The organism is Streptomyces coffeae, assembly GCF_016741875.1.
In the GTDB taxonomy this organism is placed as follows: Bacteria; Actinomycetota; Actinomycetes; order Streptomycetales; family Streptomycetaceae; genus Streptomyces; species Streptomyces coffeae.
In genome coordinates, this window is sequence record NZ_JAERRF010000001.1 from 148891 (window position 1) to 169824 (window position 20934).

At 71.0% G+C, this 20934-nt stretch carries 20 protein-coding genes; 16 read left to right on the forward strand and 4 right to left on the reverse strand.

Features of this window, described 5'->3' with window-relative positions:
• The first annotated feature begins 53 nt into the window (after positions 1–53).
• Positions 54–287 carry a DUF397 domain-containing protein gene (locus tag JK363_RS00675; protein WP_201870845.1) on the forward strand — a complete coding sequence of 78 codons (234 nt, stop codon included), beginning with the start codon at positions 54–56 and terminating at the stop codon, positions 285–287.
• Positions 288–375: 88 nt separating this feature from the next.
• Positions 376–1527, forward strand: a complete 1152-nt coding sequence (locus JK363_RS00680; RefSeq protein ID WP_201870508.1) for a site-2 protease family protein — start codon at positions 376–378, stop codon at positions 1525–1527.
• 61 nt (positions 1528–1588) lie between these two features.
• Here the strand turns inward: JK363_RS00680 and JK363_RS00685 are convergent, their stop codons facing one another.
• Positions 1589–2101 (reverse strand): ATP-binding protein, encoded by a 513-nt coding sequence (locus tag JK363_RS00685; RefSeq protein ID WP_201870509.1) that lies wholly within the window; start codon positions 2099–2101, stop codon positions 1589–1591.
• A 303-nt stretch (positions 2102–2404) separates the two neighbouring features.
• Between JK363_RS00685 and JK363_RS00690 the strand changes: the two genes are divergently transcribed.
• The 7 genes from JK363_RS00690 to JK363_RS00720 all read left to right on the forward strand — a co-directional run bounded on the left by JK363_RS00690 (position 2405) and on the right by JK363_RS00720 (position 9623).
• Positions 2405–3268, forward strand: a complete 864-nt coding sequence (locus JK363_RS00690; RefSeq protein ID WP_201870510.1) for a Sco1979 family transcriptional regulator — start codon at positions 2405–2407, stop codon at positions 3266–3268.
• 91 nt (positions 3269–3359) lie between these two features.
• Positions 3360–4817, forward strand: coding sequence for an aldehyde dehydrogenase family protein (locus tag JK363_RS00695; protein WP_201870511.1), 1458 nt, complete (start codon positions 3360–3362; stop codon positions 4815–4817).
• Positions 4818–4973: 156 nt separating this feature from the next.
• Entirely contained in the window at positions 4974–5525 is a 552-nt protein-coding gene (locus tag JK363_RS00700; RefSeq protein WP_201870512.1) for a DinB family protein, read from the forward strand.
• Positions 5526–5620: 95 nt separating this feature from the next.
• Positions 5621–6277 carry a helix-turn-helix transcriptional regulator gene (locus JK363_RS00705; protein WP_201870513.1) on the forward strand — a complete coding sequence of 219 codons (657 nt, stop codon included), beginning with the start codon at positions 5621–5623 and terminating at the stop codon, positions 6275–6277.
• A gap of 142 nt (positions 6278–6419) precedes the next feature.
• Positions 6420–7481, forward strand: coding sequence for an ATP-binding cassette domain-containing protein (locus JK363_RS00710; RefSeq protein ID WP_201870514.1), 1062 nt, complete (start codon positions 6420–6422; stop codon positions 7479–7481).
• Positions 7478–8302, forward strand: coding sequence for an ABC transporter permease (locus tag JK363_RS00715; protein ID WP_201870515.1), 825 nt, complete (start codon positions 7478–7480; stop codon positions 8300–8302). Before JK363_RS00710 ends, JK363_RS00715 begins: the two co-directional genes overlap by 4 nt.
• A gap of 76 nt (positions 8303–8378) precedes the next feature.
• Positions 8379–9623, forward strand: a complete 1245-nt coding sequence (locus JK363_RS00720; RefSeq protein WP_236075465.1) for a hypothetical protein — start codon at positions 8379–8381, stop codon at positions 9621–9623.
• A 6-nt stretch (positions 9624–9629) separates the two neighbouring features.
• Here the strand turns inward: JK363_RS00720 and gad are convergent, their stop codons facing one another.
• A complete protein-coding gene (gene gad / locus JK363_RS00725) occupies positions 9630–11051 on the reverse strand; it encodes a glutamate decarboxylase (RefSeq protein ID WP_201870516.1) in 1422 nt (473 codons plus the stop codon).
• Positions 11052–11140: 89 nt separating this feature from the next.
• Positions 11141–11830 (reverse strand): leucine efflux protein LeuE, encoded by a 690-nt coding sequence (leuE, locus tag JK363_RS00730; RefSeq protein WP_201870517.1) that lies wholly within the window; start codon positions 11828–11830, stop codon positions 11141–11143.
• 145 nt (positions 11831–11975) lie between these two features.
• On the opposite strand from leuE, the gene JK363_RS00735 reads away from it, so the two are divergent.
• From JK363_RS00735 to JK363_RS00745, 3 genes are all read left to right on the forward strand, one after another.
• A complete protein-coding gene (locus JK363_RS00735; protein ID WP_201870518.1) occupies positions 11976–12746 on the forward strand; it encodes a MerR family transcriptional regulator in 771 nt (256 codons plus the stop codon).
• A 192-nt stretch (positions 12747–12938) separates the two neighbouring features.
• Positions 12939–13661, forward strand: a complete 723-nt coding sequence (locus JK363_RS00740; RefSeq protein ID WP_201870519.1) for a DedA family protein — start codon at positions 12939–12941, stop codon at positions 13659–13661.
• 195 nt (positions 13662–13856) lie between these two features.
• Complete coding sequence (locus tag JK363_RS00745) at positions 13857–15566, forward strand: threonine/serine exporter family protein (protein WP_307821528.1); 1710 nt, start codon at positions 13857–13859, stop codon at positions 15564–15566.
• 99 nt (positions 15567–15665) lie between these two features.
• Here the strand turns inward: JK363_RS00745 and JK363_RS00750 are convergent, their stop codons facing one another.
• Entirely contained in the window at positions 15666–16157 is a 492-nt protein-coding gene (locus JK363_RS00750) for an inorganic diphosphatase (RefSeq protein WP_201870848.1), read from the reverse strand.
• Positions 16158–16243: 86 nt separating this feature from the next.
• Here JK363_RS00750 and dacB point away from each other — a divergent pair, with 86 nt between their 5' ends.
• From dacB to hpt, 4 genes are all read left to right on the forward strand, one after another.
• Positions 16244–17770: a D-alanyl-D-alanine carboxypeptidase/D-alanyl-D-alanine endopeptidase gene (dacB, locus tag JK363_RS00755; RefSeq protein WP_201870521.1), complete on the forward strand. Its 1527-nt coding sequence runs from the start codon at positions 16244–16246 to the stop codon at positions 17768–17770.
• 84 nt (positions 17771–17854) lie between these two features.
• Positions 17855–18988: an Rv3626c family coenzyme F420 biosynthesis-associated protein gene (locus JK363_RS00760; RefSeq protein WP_201870522.1), complete on the forward strand. Its 1134-nt coding sequence runs from the start codon at positions 17855–17857 to the stop codon at positions 18986–18988.
• 182 nt (positions 18989–19170) lie between these two features.
• Positions 19171–20250 carry a tRNA lysidine(34) synthetase TilS gene (tilS, locus tag JK363_RS00765; RefSeq protein WP_201870523.1) on the forward strand — a complete coding sequence of 360 codons (1080 nt, stop codon included), beginning with the start codon at positions 19171–19173 and terminating at the stop codon, positions 20248–20250.
• Positions 20251–20308: 58 nt separating this feature from the next.
• Positions 20309–20848, forward strand: a complete 540-nt coding sequence (gene hpt, locus JK363_RS00770; RefSeq protein WP_201870856.1) for a hypoxanthine phosphoribosyltransferase — start codon at positions 20309–20311, stop codon at positions 20846–20848.
• Positions 20849–20934 lie beyond the last annotated feature (86 nt).

A 20934-nucleotide genomic window follows, 5' to 3' on the forward strand; every position in this document is an offset into this window, starting at 1 on the left:
TGTCAGCTGCACGAACAGTGGAGAGCCCTGTGCGCGACCACCCGTACAACGGCATGGCGGCCGCGGACCTTCAGGGGGTCGCCTGGCAGAAGAGCAGACACAGCAATTCCCAAGGGGCGTGCGTGGAGTTCGCCAAGCTGCCCGGCGGTGATGTTGCCGTGCGCAACTCCCGCTTCCCGGACGGCCCGGCGCTCATCTACACCCCAGCCGAGGTCGAGGCGATGCTGCGCGGGGTCAAGGACGGAGAATTCGACCACCTGGCACAGGACCCGGCCGGTCTGGGCTGATCACGCGGGTGCGCACGGCGCCGATCCCACACGTCTGAGCGACACTGGTAGTGACGGCGGGGGACCCAGCTGATGTGAGACGGCGGCGATGAAGGGCTCGGTCCGGGTCGGACATGTGCTCGGGGTGCCACTGCGGATGCACTGGAGCGTCCCGGTGCTGATCGCCCTGCTCGCCTACGGCCTCGGCCGCGAGACGCTGCCCGCGTGGACCCCCGGACGGACGGCCGTGGTGTATGCCGTCGCCAGCCTCGTCGGCGCCGTGCTGCTGATGGGCAGCCTGCTGCTGCACGAGGCCGCCCACGCCGTGGCCGCCCTCCGGAAGGGCGTCTCGGTCGAGGACGTGACGCTGTGGGCGCTGGGCGGAGTGACCCAGATGGGACGGCCGCGCACCGCCGGGATCGCCCTGCTGGTGGCCGTCAGCGGTCCGCTCACCAGCCTGTTGCTCGGCGGGATCGCCATCGGTGCGGGGATCGGGGTGAACGCGTTCGTCGGATGGGGTGTGCCCGCGGCCCTGCTGGTCTGGCTGGGCTGGGCCAATCTGCTGCTGGGTGTGTTCAATCTGCTGCCCGCGGCCCCGCTGGACGGGGGCCGGGTGGTGCAGGCGGTGCTGTGGTGGCGCACCGGTGACCGGGAGCGCGCCGACCGGGCGGCTGGGCGCAGCGGTCAGGTCTTCGGGGTGCTGCTCATCGCCTTCGGCTGGATCTCCTTCCTGCGTGGCAACGGCGGCGGTCTGTGGCTCGCGCTGATCGGGCTGTTCATGGTCGTCATCGCCAACGCGGAGCGCCAGCGGGCCGGATTGGCCACGGCGCTGCGCGGGGTGCGGGCGGGCCACGCGATGTCCACGCCGGTGGCCACCGGGGCGGACTGGCTGACCGTGGGGCGGTTCATCGACGACGTGGCGGCCCATTCCCGCCATTCCGTACTGCCTCTGCTCGACTTCGAGGGACGGCCCAGTGGGGTGGTGCAGCTGCGCGCCCTGGCGAATGTGCCGCCCGCGGAGCGGGAGAGCCGGCGGGTGCGCGAGGCGGCCGTACCGCTGTCACGGTGCACGGTGGCCACATCCGACGAGCTGCTGACCGAGGTGCTGGATCGGGCGCGGCCGGGCAGCGGAGGGATGCCGGTGCTGGTGGTGGACCACGGTCATCTGGAGGGGATCGTCACCATGCACGATGTGACCCGGTACTTCCAGCTGCACGCCCTGGGCATCGCCACGGCGCCACCGGAGTCCGCCCACCACTAGGACCCGTCCCGGACGCCCCCTTTGACGACGGACCCTGGGCCGTGCGGCCCGCACGTCGCGGTCAGGGGCGGGGCAGCTGGAACAGGGCCCAGACGACCTTGCCCCGCAGTGGCCCGGCCAGCGGATGCCAGCCCCAGCCGTCCGTGAAGGACTCCACCAGATGAAGCCCGCGCCCGGACTCCTCGGCCCAGTCCGCCTCACCCGCCACCGGGCCCTTCTCGCTGAGGTCGCGTACCGCGCACACCAGCCGGGTGGGGCAGTGCATCAGATGGAGCCGCACCTGCGGATCGCTCTCGCCGTCCCCCCGGCCGCCGGTGAGACCGCCGGCCGCCCCGCTGGGCAGCCCGTACCGCAGGGCGTTGGTCACCAGCTCGGAGACGACCAGGGCCACCTCGTCGAACAGCTCGGGCAGACCCCATTGGCGCAGGGTGGATCCGGTGAACTGCCGGGCGCCGCGGACCGCTTCGAAGCGGGAGGGCAATGGGCACGAGACGGATCCGGAGATGCCGGAGGGGTCGATCGGAGGGAGCCCTCGCCACAAGGGCTCCAGGAGGGTCGATCCTTCGCTCCCCATGCGAGCACTCCTGCATCCGTGGCCGTGATGGTTCTTGGCCAGATCTCGTACGAGCTTGCACGTGCGCTAAGCCTATGGTTCCGAATGCGTAGAGCAGATGCAAGGGCAGATGCACGTGCACGGTGCTTTTTTGAGGGACAGTGACCGCATTTACACGCCTTTCCTCCTACGCAATGATGCGTACATGGCCCTGCTGAGTGACGGCATGTGTACAGCGTGGAACCTGGGAAGTGGCAGACTTCAGCCCCAGGGGCCGCGGGGTCGCCTCGGAAGGGTGAGTTCCGTACAGGGAGGGTCACGCAGATGACCGCAAGTGAGTCGAGTGGATCGGTGGTGCGCCGTATCCTCCTGGGCTCCCAGCTCAGGCGGCTGCGCGAGTCCCGGGGCATTACGCGGGAGGCGGCGGGCTACTCGATCCGTGCCTCCGAATCCAAGATCAGCCGCATGGAGTTGGGCCGGGTGAGCTTCAAGGCGCGCGATATCGAGGATCTGCTGACGCTCTACGGCGTGACGGACGAGGCCGAGCGCGCGGCGCTGCTCGGGCTCGCCCGCGAGGCCAATCTCACCGGCTGGTGGCACAGTTACGGCGATGTGCTGCCCGGCTGGTTCCAGACCTATGTCGGCCTGGAGGGCGCGGCCTCCCATATCGCCTGCTACGAGCTCCAGTTCATCCACGGGCTGCTCCAGACCGAGGCCTACGCCCATGCCGTGGTGACCCGCGGCCAGCCCCAGGCGGCCGCCGCCGAGGTGGACCGCCGGGTGGCGCTGCGGCTGGAGCGGCAGAAGCTGCTGGTCTCCGAGCGCGCCCCGGCCTTCCACGCGGTGCTGGACGAGGCGGCGCTGCGCCGTCCGTACGGCGGGCGCGAGGTGATGCGCGCCCAGCTGCGCCATCTGATCGCCGTCTCCGAGCAGCCGAATGTGACCTTGCAGGTGATGCCGTTCTCCTTCGGCGGCCACGCGGCCGAGAGCGGGACGTTCACGTTGCTGCGCTTCCCGGAGTCCGACCTGCCCGACGTGGTCTATCTGGAACAGCTCACCAGCGCGCTCTACCTGGACAAACGCGATGAAGTGGCGCAGTACGAGCGGGTATTGGCGCGGCTGGGCGCGGACAGTCTGTCACCGCGCGAGAGCCGGGAACTGCTCGGAGAACTCCTTCGCGGCGCCTGACGCGCCAGTAGGATGACGTAGCGTCAGGATGACCCCCCACCCGTGCGCGGGTGTCGTTGCCGTGACACCGCGTCCTCCAGATAGGGATGGCATGTCCTACTTCTCCGAGTTGGCCTTTCAGTACATCGACGGTGAGTGGCGCGGCGGCAACGGATCCTGGGACATCGTCGACTTCAACCCCTACGGCGGGGAGAAGCTGGCGTCCATCACCGTCGCCACCGTCGAGGAGATCGATCTCGCCTATCGGGCGGCCGAGCGGGCGCAGCCGTCGTGGGGTGCCATCAACCCCTATGTCCGGCGGCAGGTCTTCGAGCGGGTGCTGCGGATCATCGAGGACCGCGAGAAGGAGCTCACCGAGACGATCATCGCCGAGTGCGGTGGCACCCATGTGAAGGCGGGGTTCGAACTCCATCTGGCCAAGGAGTTCCTGCGGGAGGCCATCCAGCTGGCGCTGCGTCCCGAGGGCCGGATCATCCCGTCCCCGGTCGACGGCAAGGAGAACCGCCTCTACCGGGTGCCGGTCGGGGTCGTGGGCGTCATCAGCCCGTTCAACTTCCCCTTCCTGCTCTCGCTGAAGTCGGTGGCCCCGGCGCTGGCCCTGGGCAATGCCGTGGTCCTCAAACCGCATCAGAACACCCCGATCTGCGGTGGCGGTCTGGTGGCCAAGGTCTTCGAGGAGGCGGGGCTGCCCGCCGGACTGCTCAATGTGGTGGTCACGGATATCGCGGAGATCGGTGACGCGCTGATCGAGCACCCGGTGCCCAAGGTCATCTCGTTCACCGGGTCGGACAAGGTCGGCCGTCATGTGGCCACCGTGGCCGCCTCCCACTTCAAGCGGTCGATCCTGGAGCTGGGCGGCAACAGCGCACTGGTCGTCCTGGACGACGCGGACCTCGACTACGCGGTGGACGCGGCGGTGTTCAGCCGCTTCGTCCACCAGGGGCAGGTCTGTATGGCCGCCAACCGGGTGCTGGTGGACCGCGCGGTGGAGCGGGAGTTCACCGAGAAGTTCGTGGCCAAGGTGAAGTCGCTGAAGGTGGGCGACCCCGGCGATCCGACCACCCACATCGGCCCCCTGATCAACGAGGGCCAGGCCGAGACCATCAGCTCCCTGGTCGACCAGTCCATAGCCGAGGGCGCCACCGCGCTGGTGCGGGGGCGCGCCGAGGGCACCCTGGTGGAGCCGAGCGTGCTGGGCGGGGTTCCGGAGGGGTCGGCCATCCTCAAGCAGGAGATCTTCGGCCCGGTGGTGGTGCTGATCCCGTTCGACGGCGAGGAGGAGGCCGTGCGGATCGCCAATGACACGGACTACGGGCTCAGCGGCGCCGTGCACACGGGCGACATCGAGCGCGGGGTGCGGTTCGCCCGGCGCATCCACACCGGCATGATCCATGTGAACGACAGCACCGTGCACGACGAGCCGATCGTGCCGTTCGGCGGGGAGAAGTTCTCCGGGCTGGGGCGGCTCAACGGCGAGTCGATGGTCGAGGACTTCACCACCACCAAGTGGATCTCCATCCAGCACGGGCGGAGCCAGTTCCCCTTCTGATCCATGGTGTTCCGGGGCTCGCCGGGTTCCGGGGTCCGCCCGTTTTTGGCTCTCCCGATCGATGAGGACAGAAACTGACCGCATCGCTGTCTACCGTCGAAGACATCAGCCCGACCGGAACACCCCGGTCGGCGGAACCGACGGAAGGCGGATCCCATGCCCACTCTGGTGAGTCAGGAAGCCCACGGTGACGAGGCCGGTGCCCTGCTGGGCTTCCTGGACGCGCAGCGCGGCGCGATCCGCCGGACCCTGCACGGGCTGACCGCCGAGCAGGCGAGCAGCAAGCCGTCCGCGAGCGAACTGTCGCTCGCGGGGCTGCTCAAGCATGTCGCCGAGGTCGAGCAGGGCTGGGTCGAGGACGCCAAGGGCGTACCGCACACCATCGTGCGCAACCACGAGAACTGGCACCTCAGCTTTGAGCTGGAGGAGGGTCAGACCGTCGAGAGTCTGCTCGCCTTCTGGGACGATGTGGCGGAGCGCACGGAGAAGTTCATCCGCTCGCTGCCGGATCTGAACGGCACCTTCCCGCTGCCCCGCGCCCCGTGGTTCCCCCAGGGCAGTGAGCGGTCGATGCGGTTCCTGCTGCTGACCCTGATCCAGGAGATGGCCCGGCACGCCGGTCACGCGGATGTCATCCGGGAGACCCTCGACGGCAAGACCGCCTTCGTCCTCATCGACGAGACGGGCACCCCCTCCGCCACCTCCTGAACCGCTCGCCCGGTCCGCCCCGCCCGGCCCGTCACGTCTAGCCTGGACGCAGCAAGAGGGCCGCGGGGACAACGGCGGGATGGAGAGATCGGGCGATGTCAGCGATCCGGCTGCTGGTGCTGGGAGCGGTGCGCCAGCACGGGCGGGCGCACGGTTATCAGGTCCGCAACGACCTGGAGTTCTGGGGCGCGCACGAGTGGTCCAACGCCAAGCCCGGATCGATCTACCACGCCCTCAAACAGATGGCGAAGCAAGGGCTGATGCGCGCCCATGACATCGCTCCGAGCACGGCCGGCGGTCCGCCGCGCACCGAGTACGAGCTGACCGAGGCGGGGGAGGAGGAGTACTTCCGGCTGCTGCGGAAGTCCCTGCTGGAACACGGTCAGAAGCTGGACGAACTGACGGCCGGGGTGGGCTTCATCGTCGACCTCACCCGGGCCGAGGCCATCGATCTGCTCAAGCGGCGGGTGGCGGCGCTCGAGGGGTGGCGGGACGAGGTGACCCGGCACTGGATGCCCCCCGAGGAGTCGCCCGACGAGTGGGGCCATATCGGCGAGATCATGAAGTTCTGGCTGCACTCCGCCGACAGCGGGGCCGAGTGGACCCGGGGGCTGATCGAGCGCCTCGAGGGCGGGGCCTATGTGATGGCGGGCGAGGGGAAGCGCTCGGTGGATGTGCTGATGGAGGATGCGCGGCCACCCGGTGAGCACACCCTCGCCGAGGACGCCCCTGCCAAGGACGCTCCCGCCTAGGACGCCCCAACCAAGAACGCCTCCGCCCAGGAGGACGACGAGAGATCCATCCATTAATCAAGTTTGACTAGTCCGCGGATCGGGGAGTAGCCTCCGGAGCCGCTTAGTCAAATTTGACTAATGCAATCGAGAGGGGAAGACCTTGACCGGCAGCGATCCCGCGATCGTGGTCGAAGGACTGCGGAAGACCTACGGCGGAAAACCGGCCCTCGCCGGACTCGACCTCACCGTTCCCCAGGGCACCGTGCATGCCGTGCTCGGTCCCAACGGCGCGGGCAAGACCACCTGCGTTCGGATTCTGGCCACCCTGCTGCGGCCCGACGGCGGCCGTGCGGAGGTCGCCGGGTACGACGTACGGCGCCACCCCGACCAGGTCCGCTACCGCATCGGACTGCTCGGCCAGTACGCCGCCGTGGACGAGGAGTTGAGCGGTCGGCAGAACCTGGAGATGTTCGGCCGCCTCTACCACCTGGGCGCCCGGCGGGCGGGCGCCCGCGCGGACGAGCTGCTGGAGCGGTTCGGCCTCACCGGCACCGGCCACAAGGCCGTCGGGCAGTACAGCGGAGGGATGCGGCGCAGGCTGGACCTGGCCGCGAGCCTCATCATGCGGCCCCAGGTCCTGTTCCTGGACGAGCCGACCACCGGGCTCGACCCGCGCGGCCGCACCGAGGTGTGGAACGCGGTCCGTTCCCTGGTCGGCGGCGGCACCACGGTGCTGCTCACCACCCAGTACCTGGAGGAGGCCGACCAACTCGCCGACCGTATCTGCGTGGTGGACCACGGCCGGGTCATCGCCGACGGCACCGCCGACCAGCTCAAGGCCCGGATCGGCGGGGACCGCATCGAGGTCGTGCTGCGCGACGGCGGTCAACTCGACGCCGCCGCCTCGGTCGTGGGCTTGGCCGCCGGCGCGGCCGAGGACGAGGTCGAAACCGACGCCGACCGACGGCGGGTCGCCGCCCGTGTCGAGAACCGCGTCGCCGCGCTCACCGAGACCGTACGGGCCCTGGCGGCAGCCGGGATCGAGGCGGAGGACATCGTGCTGCGCCGCCCCACCCTCGACGAGGTCTTCCTCCATCTCACCGGGAGGAGCGCCGCGGACGGGGCGGCGGAGGAGACGGCGGACGACACCAAGGACCACAGCAAGGACGACGCCACGGACCACACCACGGACCACACCACCAAGGAAGGGGCGGGCGTATGACCACCGCGACGGACACCACCGCACAGCCCTCGGGCACCCTGCGCTGGGCCCTCGCCGACTCCTGGACCATGACCCGGCGCGGTTTCGCCCACTGGGCGCGCCAGCCCGTCCAGGTGGTCGTCAACCTGGTCTTCCCGGTGATGATGCTGCTGATGTTCGCGTACTTCCTGGGCGGCGGGATGACCGTCCCCGGAGGCGGCGACTACAAGCAGTTCCTGGTGCCCGGGGTGTTCGCCCTCACCATGGCCTTCGGTCTGGAAGGGACGATGCTCGCCGTCACCCAGGACCTCAACAAGGGCGTCATCGACCGCTTCCGCTCCATGCCCATGGCCCCCTCGGCGGTGCTGGTCGGGCGCAGCGTGCTGGACATGCTCCAGTCCGCGCTGAGCCTGTGCGCGCTGATCGGGGTCGGTCTGGCGATGGGCTGGCGCTGGCACGGTGGGATCGCGGAGGCGCTGTACGCGGTCGGGCTGCTGCTCTGGCTGCGCTTCGCGATGCTGTGGATCGGCATCCACCTGGGCATGGTGGCCGGACGGCCCGAACTCGTCCAGGCCGTACAGATCTTGGTCTGGCCGGTCGGCTTCTTCTCCAATGTGTTCGCCGCGCCCGAGCACATGCCCGCGTGGGTGGGGGCGGTCGCGGAGTGGAACCCGATGTCGGCGACGGCCGCCGCGACCCGCGATCTGTTCGGGAATCCGGGCGCCGGGGGCGGCTCCTGGGCCGCCGACCACGCCCAACTCCTCGCCCTCTGCTGGCCGCTGCTGCTGGTGGCGGTCTTCTTCCCGCTGGCCGTCGGCCGTTACCGGAGGCTCACCCGCTGACGGCGGCGCACCGGGCCCGGATGCCACCTCGGTCACATCGTCACCGGTGCTGGGTGGTTGCGGATACGGTGCAGGTATGGGGAACGACAGCGTGGGCATGGGGGCGGCCACGGCCGGGGGGCCGGGATACGCCCTGCTGATCGCGGCCGGACCGTCCGGAAAGCACCGCATGATGGATGCGGCGGCCGCGCTGCCACAGCTCGCGGCGGTGCCTCCGGCGGCACTGCTGGGCACGCCCGGCGGCGCCAGCGTGGTCCAACTCGTCGACCCCGCCGACCCGCAGACCGTGCTGACCCATCTGCGGACCGCGGCCGCCCATCCGGGCCCGGTGCTGATCTATCTCGCGGGCCGGCTCACCGTGGACGCCAAACAGCGTTTACCGCACCTGGCGTTGGCACGCACCACTGCGCGGACGGCCCGGTACACGGCGCTGCCGTGGCACTGGCTGGCCGCCGAGCTCGCCCAGCGGCCGCCCGGCAGCACCACGGTGCTGGCCGATCTGGTGGCCGACGAGACGGCGTGGCCGGGGCTCTCCGGGGCCTCGGGCGACACCGGTTGGCTCGCGTCCGGGCTGACGTTGTATGGCGCGGTCGCCCCGGCCCCGCCCAAGCGGCAGCTCGCGGCGCCGGTCTACAGCCGTGCGCTGGCCGAGGTGCTGCGCGGTGCCGCGGCGGGTGGTGCCCCCGGCCCGCTGCCGTACGCCCTGCTGCATGAGCGGGCCGTCGCGGAGGCGGGGCTCGGCGGTGGGCCCGCACTGCTGCTGGACGGGTCAGGGGAAACGTCTCAGCGGCCGGTGAACACGGTGCCGGACGCCGTCGTACGCGCCGCCGTACCCCAGGACGCCGTACGGCAGGGGCCGCCGCCCGCCCCCGGGTCCGTCCCGGTGCCGGATCCGCACGCCGCCATCTTCGAGGCCGCGCACTCCGGGCGGCACAGCGAGGCCGCCTCCATGGCGGCGGCCTGGGAGCAGGAGGCGCTGCGCGCGGCCGGTCCCCGCTCCGCCGACGCGATCCACTGGCTGGAGGTCCGCGCCGATCTCGCCCGGCTGGCCGACGACCCCGCCCGCGCCTGTGAGCTGTGGCTTGCGGTGGCCGGCGCCCGGCTGGGCAACGGGGAACCGGCCGGGCATCCCGAGGTGGAGGGGGCCGTGGACCGGGCGCACCACCAGTGGCAGTTCGTCCAGGACCCGGGGAGGGCCAGTGCCCTCGCCCCGCGGCTGATCGATCTGCGCGGCCGGGTACCCGGCCGCAGACCCGGGGCTCTGGAGGCCGTACGCCGCAGAGCGGAGCTGCTGCTCAACACCGCGTCCCAGCCGGGCTGAGAAGCCCTAGTGGTGGAAGGCGGTGGCGTCGGACGCCGACCGTCCCAGCGGCTTCGCCTGCGTCCGCAGCTCCGGCATCACACTCCGCAGATCGTCCATGAACAGGTCGGACAGATCCATCGAGAAGCCGTTGCGGCACACCACCCGCAGCACCGACAGGTCCTCGCGGTTCGGCGGGAAGGTGTACGCGGGCACCAGCCAGCCGCACTCCCGCAGCCGCCGCGAGACGTCGAACACATCGAAGGTGTCCACCCCCTCCGCCGTGGTGAAGGCGAAGACCGGCAGCTGGTCGCCGCGGGTCAGCAGGGTGAAGTCACCGAGCGCCTCGATCCGCTCGGCCAGTGAGCAGGCGACATCGCGGGAGTTCTGCTGGACGGCCCGGAAGCCGTCCCGCCCCAGCCGCAGGAAGGTGTAGTACTGGGCGGCCACCTGGGCCCCGGGCCGGGAGAAGTTGAGCGCGAAGGTGGGCATGTCCCCGCCGAGGTAGTTGACCCGGAAGACCAGGTCCTCCGGCAGGTCCTCGGTGGTGCGCCACAGCGCCCAGCCCACCCCGGGGTAGACCAGGCCGTACTTGTGGCCGGAGGTGTTGATGGAGGAAACGCGCGGCAGCCGGAAGTCCCAGACCAGGTCGGTGTCGAGGAACGGCGCCACCATCGCGCCGGAGGCGCCGTCCACATGGACCGGTACGTCCAGCCCGGTGCGCTCCTGGAGGTCGTCCAGCGCCCCGCACACCTCGGCCACCGGTTCGTAGGACCCGTCGAAGGTCGAGCCGAGCACGGTGACGACGCCGATGGTGTTCTCGTCGCAGAGATCGGCGGCGGCCTGGGGGTCGAGATGGAACCGGTCGCCCTCCATGGGCACCTGCCGGGCCTCGACCTCCCAGAAGTTGCAGAACTTGTCCCAGCACACCTGGACATTGCTGCCCATGACCAGATTGGGCTTGGCGGTGGCCGGATAGCGCACCGGATTCCGCTTCGCCCAGCGCCGTTTGAGGGCCATGCCGGCGAGCATGCACGCCTCGCTGGACCCGGTGGTGGAGCAGCCCATGACCGCGTCCGGGTCGGGGGCGTGCCACAGCCGGGCGAGCATCGCCACACAGCGCCGTTCCAGTTCGGCGGTGCGCGGGTACTCATCCTTGTCGATCATGTTCTTGTCCCGGCAATCGGCCATCAGCGTGCCCGCCTGCGGCTCCATCCACGTGGTGACGAAGGTGGCGAGATTCAGCCGGGCGTTGCCGTCCAGCATCAGCTCGTCATGGACGAACTGGTACGCGGCGGAGGGCGCCATCGGCCCGTCCGGGAGGCGGCGGCGCGGTGGTTCGGCGGCCATGCCGCTGACCGGGTCGGCCGCGCCGTAGAAGGGGTTGACGGAGAAGGCGGGCCGCTCTTCTCCGCGGTGTCTGACGCTGGAGCCTCGATGAAGTGCCATCTTCCCGAAAGTACGGGCATATCGGGCGTAAGGCTCGGTCCCGCGCCGCTCCCCGGTGCCGTCCGGGAGCGGCGCCGCCGCCCCGGCCGCTACCCCGCGCTGCTCAGCGACAGTTTCGCGGCGAAGCCCAGGAACGCCGCGCCCGCGCCCGCCGACAGACCGGCGGTCAGCCGCCTGCGCCGCCGGAAGGTGGCCGCGAGATAGGTGCCGCTGAAGATCAGCACCGACAGATAGGTGATGCTGAACAGCTGCGCCCACGCGCCCAGCGCCACGAACGACAGTGCCGGATGGGCGTACTCGGGGTCCACGAACTGCACGAAGAAGGAGATGAAGAAGAGGATCGCCTTCGGGTTCAGCAGGCTGATGACCAGCGCCCGGCGGTACGGCCGCTCCGCGGGCTTCCCCTCGGCCGCCGCGTCCGCCGTACCCGCCGCGCCCTGCGCGCCGTCGTCCGCGGCCCGAACGGCCCCCGGACCGCGCCGCCACAGCGCCCGCGCCCCGCGCAGCATGCCCACCGCGAGCCAGGTCAGATAACCCGCGCCCGCGAACTTCACCACGTTGAACACCAGCGGGCTGGTATGCAGCAGCGAGGCCACCCCGCCCGCCGACAGCGCCATCAGCACCGTGTCCCCGCACACCACACCCGCCGCCGCCCGATAGGCGACACGGGGGCCGCGACGGGCCGCGACGGACACCACATAGAGCGAATTCGGGCCTGGCAGAAGGATGATCAGCGCCAGTCCCGCCAGATACGTCGAAAGATCCGTTATCCCGAGCACAATCAGCAGGATGCCAGTGACCGAAACGGCGGCTCATCCGGGTTTCGCCATCCGGACTTGCACCTCACGTGACGTGAGGGCGCACCGTGGAGCCCGTACCGAGAGCACGACCGGTACCCCGACACCAGGAGAGCGGAAGCGGACCATGAGCTATTCCGTGGGAGAGGTCGCGGGCTTCGCGAACGTCACGGTGCGCACCCTGCACCACTACGACGAGATCGGGCTGTTGAGCCCCGGCGCCCGCACCCCGGCCGGCCACCGGCGGTACGACGACGCCGACCTCGACCGGCTCCAGCGGATCCTGTTCTACCGGGAGCTCGGCTTTCCGCTGGAGGAGGTGGCGGTCCTGCTCGACGATCCGGACGTGGACGCGCAGGCCCATCTGCGGCGTCAGCACAAGCTGCTGACCGACCGGATCGAGAAGCTGCGGCAGATGGCCGCGGCCGTCGAACACGCCATGGAGGCACGGAAGATGGGTGTCAAACTCACCCCGGAGGAGCGGTTCGAGGTCTTCGGCGACAACGACCCCGAGCAGTACGCGGAGGAGGCCGAGCAGCGCTGGGGCCACACCGAGGCGTATAAGGAGTCGATGCGCCGGTACGCGACCTACAGCAAGGACGACCTCTTGCGGATCAAGGAGGAGGGCGAGCGGCTCAACCAGGACTTCGCCGCCCTCCTGGAGGCCGGGACCCCGCCGGAGTCCGAGGCCGCGATGGACCTCGCCGAGGAGCACCGGCAGCAGATCGTCCGCTGGTCCTACGACTGCACCTACGAAATCCACACCTGTCTGGGCGAGATGTTTGTGGCGGACGAGCGCTTCACCGCCACCTACGACGCGGTGCGGACGGGGCTGGCCGCCTATCTCCGCGACGCGATCCTGGCCAACGCGCGCCGCGCGGGACACGGCGGCGCCTGAGCCGCCCGAAGGGTCCGGAGATCCCCCTCCGGGCCCTCCGGGCACCCCACCCGGGCCGGTGGGAACCGAGGGCACGCACCCGGCGTTGATAGCTTTGGCGGCACACTGCGAAGAACACCGCAACCAGTCCGCCCCGACCTGCGGCCGGGCCTCGCACGAGCCTGCTTCCCTCGACCCAGGAGCCTGTCACCCGTGACCACTCTCGCGCTCGGCCCCCAGTGGCTGGACCCGGACTATCTGATCGAGACCTTCGGTCTGCTCGGCGTCCTCGCCATCGTCTTCGCGGAGTCCGGCCTGCTCATCGGCTTCTTCCTGCCGGGCGACTCGCTGCTGTTCACCACCGGACTGCTGGTCACCACCGATGTGATCAAGCAGGATCTGTGGCTGGTGTGCGTCGCCATCGCGGCCGCCGCGATCCTGGGTGACCAGGCCGGATATCTCTTCGGCCGGAAGGTGGGCCCGGCGCTGTTCCGCCGCCCCGACTCCAAGCTCTTCAAACAGGAGAACGTGGAGAAGGCGCACGAGTTCTTCGAGAAGTATGGGCCCAAGTCGCTGGTGCTGGCCCGCTTCGTGCCCATCGTGCGGACGTTCACGCCGATCATCGCGGGCGTGAGCCGGATGAACTACCGCTCCTTCATCATCTTCAACATCATCGGCGGGGTGTTGTGGGGCACCGGTGTCACCCTGCTCGGCGCGGCGCTCGGCAAGGTCGACTTCGTCCACGCGCATATCGAGCTGATCCTGATCGGCATCGTGCTGCTGTCGGTGATCCCGATCGTCATCGAGTTCCTGCGGGCCCGCGGCAAGGCCAAGAAGAGCGCGGCCGCCGGATCCGCCGAGCAGGGCGCGGCCGGGGGGCAGCCGGGCGCCGGAGCTCCCTCGCAGGCGCCGCGCGGACGCCACGCCAAGCGCTGACCCGCGGGCCTCGGAGCCACCGTCCGCGCCGGTCACATCCCGTTCACCCCGCGTCACACCGCTGCACATCGGCCACACCACCTCCCCCACTCCCGTTCGATCTCACCGCCCCGCACAATGGGCTGCGGTGCCGCCGTCGCCTGAGCGTTCGGCTGCCCGGACATGCACGAGGAGGCCGGCGAGGAGCGAGGAGACGTGGGGTCGGACCGACAGCAGGGACAACGCGGCGGGGCCGTGGAGACGGACACGGCGGGGAACGGCAAACCGCAGTCCGATGAGGCGCACAGTGCCTTCACCCCGCCCCTGGGACTGCCACTGCCGCCAGCCCCCGAGGACGAGCATCCGACGTCGGAGTTCGCCGTCCCGGAGGGGTTCGCCGCCGAACCCGCCGCCGAGCCGGAGGGCTCGGCGTTCGCCCCGCCGGGCGGGGTGAAGACCTCGCAGAACGGCAACTCGACCACGGGTGGCTTCCCCGCCTTCACCCCGCCCGGCGGGATACCCGTCGTCCGGCTGACCAAGGACGCGCCCTGGCAGGACCGTATGCGCACCATGCTGCGGATGCCGCTCAGCGAGCGCCCGGTCCCCGAGCGCGTCGAGCGGCAGGAGGGCGACAGCGGCCCCGCCGTGCCCCGTGTGCTCGACCTCACCCTCCGCATCGGCGAGCTGCTGCTCGCGGGCGGTGAGGGGGCCGAGGACGTGGAGGCGGCCATGTTCGGCGTGGCCCATGCGTACGGACTCGACCGCTGCGAGCCCACGGTGACCTTCACCCTGCTGTCGGTCAGCTATCAGCCCTCGCTGGTGGACGACCCGGTCACCGCCAGCCGTACCGTGCGCCGCCGGGCCACCGACTACACCCGGCTCTCCGCGGTCTTCCGGCTGGTGGACGACATCACCACGCACGAGGACATCACGCTGGAGGAGGCGTACCGGCGGCTGGCCGAGATACGCCGTAACCGCCACCCATACCCCGGCTGGGCGCTGACCGTGGCCGGCGGCGGACTGGCCGGAGCGGCGAGCATGCTGGTCGGCGGTGAATGGCTGGTGTTCTTCGCCGCGGCCGTCGGCGCGATGCTCGGCGACCGGCTGGCGTGGCTGGCCTCCGGGCGCGGGCTGCCGGAGTTCTACCAGTTCGTGGCCGCGGCGATGCCGCCCGCCGCGATGGGCGTCGCGCTCAGCCTCGTGGGCTCCGGGCTCCAGTCGTCCGCGGTGATCACCGGTGGACTGTTCGCGCTGATCCCGGGGCGGGCCCTGGTGGCGGGTGTCCAGGACGGGCTGACCGGCTATTACATCACCGCCGCCGCCCGGCTCCTGGAAGTCGGCTACCTCATCGTGGGCATCGTGTGCGGGGTGCTCACGGTGCTGTACGGCGGCCTTCAGCTGGACGCCAAGCTCAATCCGGAGGCGGCGCTGCGCCATGTGGAGCGGCCGCCCATCCAGATAGTGGCGGCGATGGTGCTCGCCCTGACGTTCTCGATCCTGCTCCAGCAGGAACGTCACACCGTGCTGTTCGCCACGCTCAACGGCGGGGTGGCCTGGGTGGTCTACGCGGCGCTCGCCGACACCGCCAACGTACCGCCGGTGGCCGCCACCACGGTGGCCGCCGGGCTGGTCGGCCTCTTCGGCCAGCTCCAGTCCCGCTACCGCTTCGCCTCCGCGCTGCCGTACGTCACGGCGGCGATCGGTCCGCTGCTGCCCGGTAGCGCGACCTACTTCGGACTGCTCGCCCTGGCACAGGGCAATCTGGACCGCGGGGTCGCCCATCTCACCCAAGCGGCCGCACTGGCCCTGGCGATTGCCATCGGGGTGAATCTGGGGAACGAGTCCGCACGGCTCTTCCTCAAGCTGCCGGGTGCCACGATCGATCCGTCCGGCCGCCGCGCGGCCAAGCGCACCCGCGGCTTCTAGCCCCGGGTGTCCCGCTCCATCACCCCGGAAATCCCCCGGAATTCAGCAAAAAACAGCGGACGGGCCGGATGCGATCCGGCCCGTCCGCGGTGCTTCGGCTCAGTGGCCGCCGGACGCCTCGAGGCGCTTGACGGACGCCTCGACCTCGGCCTCGGCCTCGGCGCGTCCCACCCAGTTGGCCCCCTCGACCGACTTGCCGGGCTCCAGGTCCTTGTAGACCTCGAAGAAGTGCTGGATCTCCAGGCGGTCGAACTCCGACACGTGGTGAATGTCACGCAGATGCTCTACCCGCGGGTCGGAGGCCGGGACGCACAGCAGCTTGTCGTCGCCGCCCGCCTCGTCGGTCATCCTGAACATGCCGATGGCACGGCACTTGATCAGGCAGCCGGGGAACGTCGGCTCGTCGAGAATGACCAGGGCGTCCAGCGGGTCACCGTCCTCGCCGAGGGTGTTCTCGACGAAGCCGTAGTCCGCGGGGTAGCTGGTCGAAGTGAAGAGCCGACGGTCGAGACGGATGCGCCCCGTCTCGTGGTCCACCTCGTACTTGTTCCGCGAACCCTTCGGGATCTCGATGGTGACGTCGAACTCCACGGGTGGCTCCTCCATGATCAACACATACGTCTGGTGATTAAGTGTCCCCCACGCAGGTGTGTGGTGGCGAAAGGGGCTGGTCGATCGTGCCTGAAGCCAGATCGTGGCAGGTCAGGGAGTGGCTGAGCCGCGGGCGGAGCCAAGTGCGGAACCAGTGGCGGCAGACCACGCGCGAACAGCGGCACACCGCGCGGCTGACGGCGGTCTCCGCGACGGTGGGCCTCGCGGTCGCGATCGGCTCGGTGCTGGTGGCCGGGCCCTGGGAGGCCGGCCAGCGTACGGCCGAACGCGCCCGCGCCGCCGGGGGACCGGCGACCGGTGGCGACCGTCCGGGCGGGGACAAGCCCGCGCCCAGCGCCTCCCCGGTGCTGGCCGCACTCGGCGCGCCCACCGCCGAGCCGTCGCCGGACACCGGCGAGGACGCGGTGCCGCCGCCCACCGGCGCCGGGCTCGCCGACACCCTCGAACCGCTGTTGGACGACCCGGCCCTGGGCGACCGGCGCTCGGTGGCCGTCATGGATGTGGCGAGCGGGCGCCAGGTGTTCGGGGCGAAGGCCGACAGCGCCGCGGTGCCCGCCTCCATCATCAAGGTGGCCACCGGCGCCGCCGCGCTCTCCGCCCTCGGTCCCGACTACCGCATCAAGACCACCGTCGTCGAGGCCGGGAAGGACGGCATCGTGCTCGTCGGCGGCGGCGACCCGACGCTCACCGCGCGCGCCGTGAAGGGCCCGGACCAGCCCGCCTCACTGCGGAAGCTGGCCGACGACACCGCCCGCGCGCTGAAGAAGCGCGGCACCCGGACGGTCCGGCTCGGCTACGACACCTCCCTCTACTCGGGCCCCAAGCTGCACCCCATCGGCGTCAACGAGAACATCGCGCCGGTGACCTCGCTCATGGTCGACGAGGGGCGGCAGGACAACAGCGACCACGGCCCGGCCCCGCGCGCCGGGGACCCGGCCTCCGACGCGGCCGGCTCCTTCGCGTCGATGCTGCGCGACCGCGGTATCGCGGTGACGGGCGAACCGCGCGCCCAGGAGGCCGGGAAGACCCCCCAGGCGGTGGCCGCCGTCCGCTCCCAGCCGCTGTCCGCGCTCGTCGAGCGGATGCTGACCAACAGCGACAACGACCTCGGCGAGGCCCTGGCCCGGCAGACCGCCATCGCCGCCGGACAGCCCGCCAGCTTCGAGGGCGGCGCCACGGCGGTGACCGCCCGGCTGCGGAAGCTGAAGCTGCCGATGGGCGGCATCCACATCGCCGACGGCAGCGGGCTGGACCGCGCCGACCGCGTCTCCGCCGCCCTGCTCGCCCAGACGCTGGTGCGCTCCGCCGACCGCGACGACTCCGCACTGCGGTCGGTCCTCACCGGACTGCCGGTGGCCGGTTTCAACGGCACCCTGCGCACCCGCTACGCCGAGGACTCGGTGGGGCGCGGTGTGGTCCGCGCCAAGACCGGCACCCTCACCGGTATCAACTCGCTCGCGGGCACGGTGGTCGACGCCGACGGACGGCTGCTGGTCTTCACCTTCATCACCAACGGCACCACCGACGCGAACGGCGCCCAGCGCGCCCTGGACCGGATGGCATCGGCCCTGGCCAACTGCGGCTGCCGCTGACCGGGGCGACAGTGGTCCCCGGCGACCGGGTGTGCGGGCCGCCGTCTCCTCCCGGATGCGACGCGGGCCACGTACCGTGAAGCCATGACGAGCATCGGTGGTGTGGAGATGGTCGACTGGAATCTCGCGGTCGCGACCGCGACCCGGCTGGTCCGACCGGGACCCGAGGTGAGCCGGGACGAGGCGCGCGCCGTCGTCGCCGAGCTGCGGCGGCACGCCAAGTCGTCGGAGGAGCACGTCCGGGCGTTCACCCGGATGGCCGTGCACGGCGGTCCGGCTTTCGACACCCCGGTGCTGGTGGTGGACCGCACGGGCTGGATCAGGGCCAACGTCGCGGGCTTCCGCCAGATCCTCAAGCCACTCCTCGGCAAGATGCAGGACCGGCGCGGCGGACTGCCCGGCGGGGCCGTCCTGGGCGCGGTCGGCGGCAAGGTGACCGGCGTGGAGCTGGGGATGCTGCTGTCCTTCCTCGCCTCCCGGGTGCTCGGCCAGTACGAGACCTTCGCGCCCGCCGGCCGTGAGCTGCCCGGGACCGCGGGCGGCGGCCGGCTGCTGCTGGTGGCCCCCAACATCGTCCATGTGGAGCGCGAGCTGGACGTCCACCCGCACGACTTCCGGCTGTGGGTGGCGCTCCACGAGGAGACCCACCGCACCCAGTTCACCGCGGTGCCGTGGCTGCGCGACCACATCGAGTCCGAGATCCAGGCGTTCCTGGGCGAGACCGATGTGGATCCGGCCACTCTGCTGGAGCGGCTGCGCGAGGCCGTCCAGTCCGTCGGCGGCGGCCGGACCGAGCGGGAGGCCGACAGGGACCGCGGCGCGGCCGGCCTCATCGAGCTGGTCCAGACCCCGACCCAGCGGGAGATCCTGGCCCGGCTGACCGCGGTGATGTCGCTGCTGGAGGGCCACGCGGACTACGTGATGGACGGCGTGGGCCCGGAGGTGGTGCCCTCCGTCGCGGAGATCCGCGAGAAGTTCCAGAAGCGGCGTGCCAGCGGCGCCGGACGGCTGGACCAGGCACTGCGCAAACTGCTGGGGCTCGACGCCAAGCTGCGGCAGTACCGTGACGGTGAGCGGTTCGTACGGGCCGTGGTGGACCAGGTCGGCATGGACGGTTTCAACCGGGTCTGGACGTCCCCGAACACGCTCCCGACCAAGTCGGAGATCAACAAACCGGCGGAGTGGGTCGCGCGGGTGCACCGTAGGGCGGAGTCGTAGAACCGGCACACTCGGCGGCGGCGGAATGCCCTCCTTAATCACTCGTCCGAGGGACCGTGAGCCACGGGTAGGCGTGCGATGCTCGGGGAACAGCTCGCTTCTGTCACCATCGACATACTCTGCGTGACGACATCTCGTACGCCCCCCGAGGCACCCCCTCGCATGACAGATGGGAAACGGACATGGGTCCCCATCCAGCGGTCGCCGCGATACGCCTGGCGGTGCGCCGCGTCCTCCACGACGTCCTCGTCGCCTCCTCGGCTCCGACCCCGCCCTCCTCCCGCCCGGCCGCCGCCCCGCGCACCCGGCCGACGCCCGGCGACGGGCCGCTGGTGCTCGCCGCCTGCTCCGGCGGCGCCGACTCCATGGCGCTCGCCTCCGCACTGGCCTTCGAGGCCCCCCGGATGGGTCTGCGGGCCGGCGGCATCACCGTCGACCACGGCCTTCAGTCGGGGTCCGACGTCCGCGCCGCCGAGGTCGCCGAGCGCCTGCGCGAGCTCGGCCTCGCGCCGGTCGAGTCCATCCCGGTCGATGTCGGCCGGGGCGGAGGTCCCGAGGCCGCCGCCCGCGACGCCCGCTACGCCGCCCTCGACGCCGCCGCGGAGCGCCACGGCGCCGCCGCCGTCCTGCTCGGCCACACCCGCGACGATCAGGCCGAGACGGTTCTGCTCGGTCTCGCCCGCGGCTCCGGCATCCGCTCGCTGTCCGGAATGGCCCTCGTCTCCGGGGCGGGCGGCCGCTACCGCCGCCCCTTCCTCCAGCTCGACCGGCACACCGTCCGCAAGGCCTGTCTGGCCCAGTCGCTGCCCGTCTGGGACGACCCGCACAACGTGGACCCCACCTACACCCGCTCCCGGGTCCGTCACGAGGCACTGCCGGTGCTGGAGAAGGCCCTCGGCAAGGGGGTCGTCGAGGCGCTCGCCCGCACCGCCCAGCTCTCCCGTGACGACGCCGACGCCCTGGACGCCTGGGCCGCCCGCGCCGAGGCCGATGTGGTGACCGCCGCCGAGGTGCCCGCCGAGGGCGGCGGCACGGTCGAGCTGGACACCGTGGGGCTGCACCGGCTGCCCACCGCCGTCCGCCGCCGGGTGCTGCGCCGCGCCGCCATCGCCGCGGGCGCCCCGGCCGGCTCGCTCTTCGCCCGCCACATCGAAGAGGTGGACCGGCTGATCACCGGCTGGCGCGGTCAGCGGGCCATCAACCTCCCCGGGCGGGTCGAGGCCCGGCGGGAGGGTGGCAGACTGGTCATCCGGCAGGGCTGAGCCGCCCGCCGAATTGCCGGATTGCCTAACGAGAGTGGCGCGGGTGGACGACAAGGACATGGGCACCGACCTGAAGTCGGTTCTCATCACCGAGGAAGAGATCAACGCGAAGCTGGCTGAGCTGGCTGCCGAGGTCGACGCGGAATACGCGGGCAAGGACCTGCTCATCATCGGTGTCCTCAAGGGCGCGGTGATGGTGATGGCGGACCTGGCGCGCGCCTTGTCCACTCCCGTCACCATGGACTGGATGGCCGTGTCGTCCTACGGCGCGGGCACCCAGTCCTCGGGCGTGGTGCGGATCCTCAAGGACCTGGACACCGACATCAAGGGCCGTCACGTCCTGATCGTCGAGGACATCATCGACTCCGGTCTGACGCTGTCCTGGCTGCTGTCGAACCTCGGCTCGCGCGAGCCCGCCTCGCTGAATGTCTGCACCCTGCTGCGCAAGCCGGAGGCGGCCAAGGTCGCCATCGATGTGAAGTGGGTCGGCTTCGACATCCCGAACGAGTTCGTCGTGGGCTACGGTCTGGACTACGCCGAGAAGTACCGCAACCTGCCGTTCGTCGGCACCCTGGCGCCCCACGTCTACGGCGGCTGAACCGCCCCGACGCCGCGCCGACGCCGCGCCGCGCCCGGCGGGGAACCTGTCGCGGTTTCCCGCCGTTGGAGCATGGGAAGGCGGTT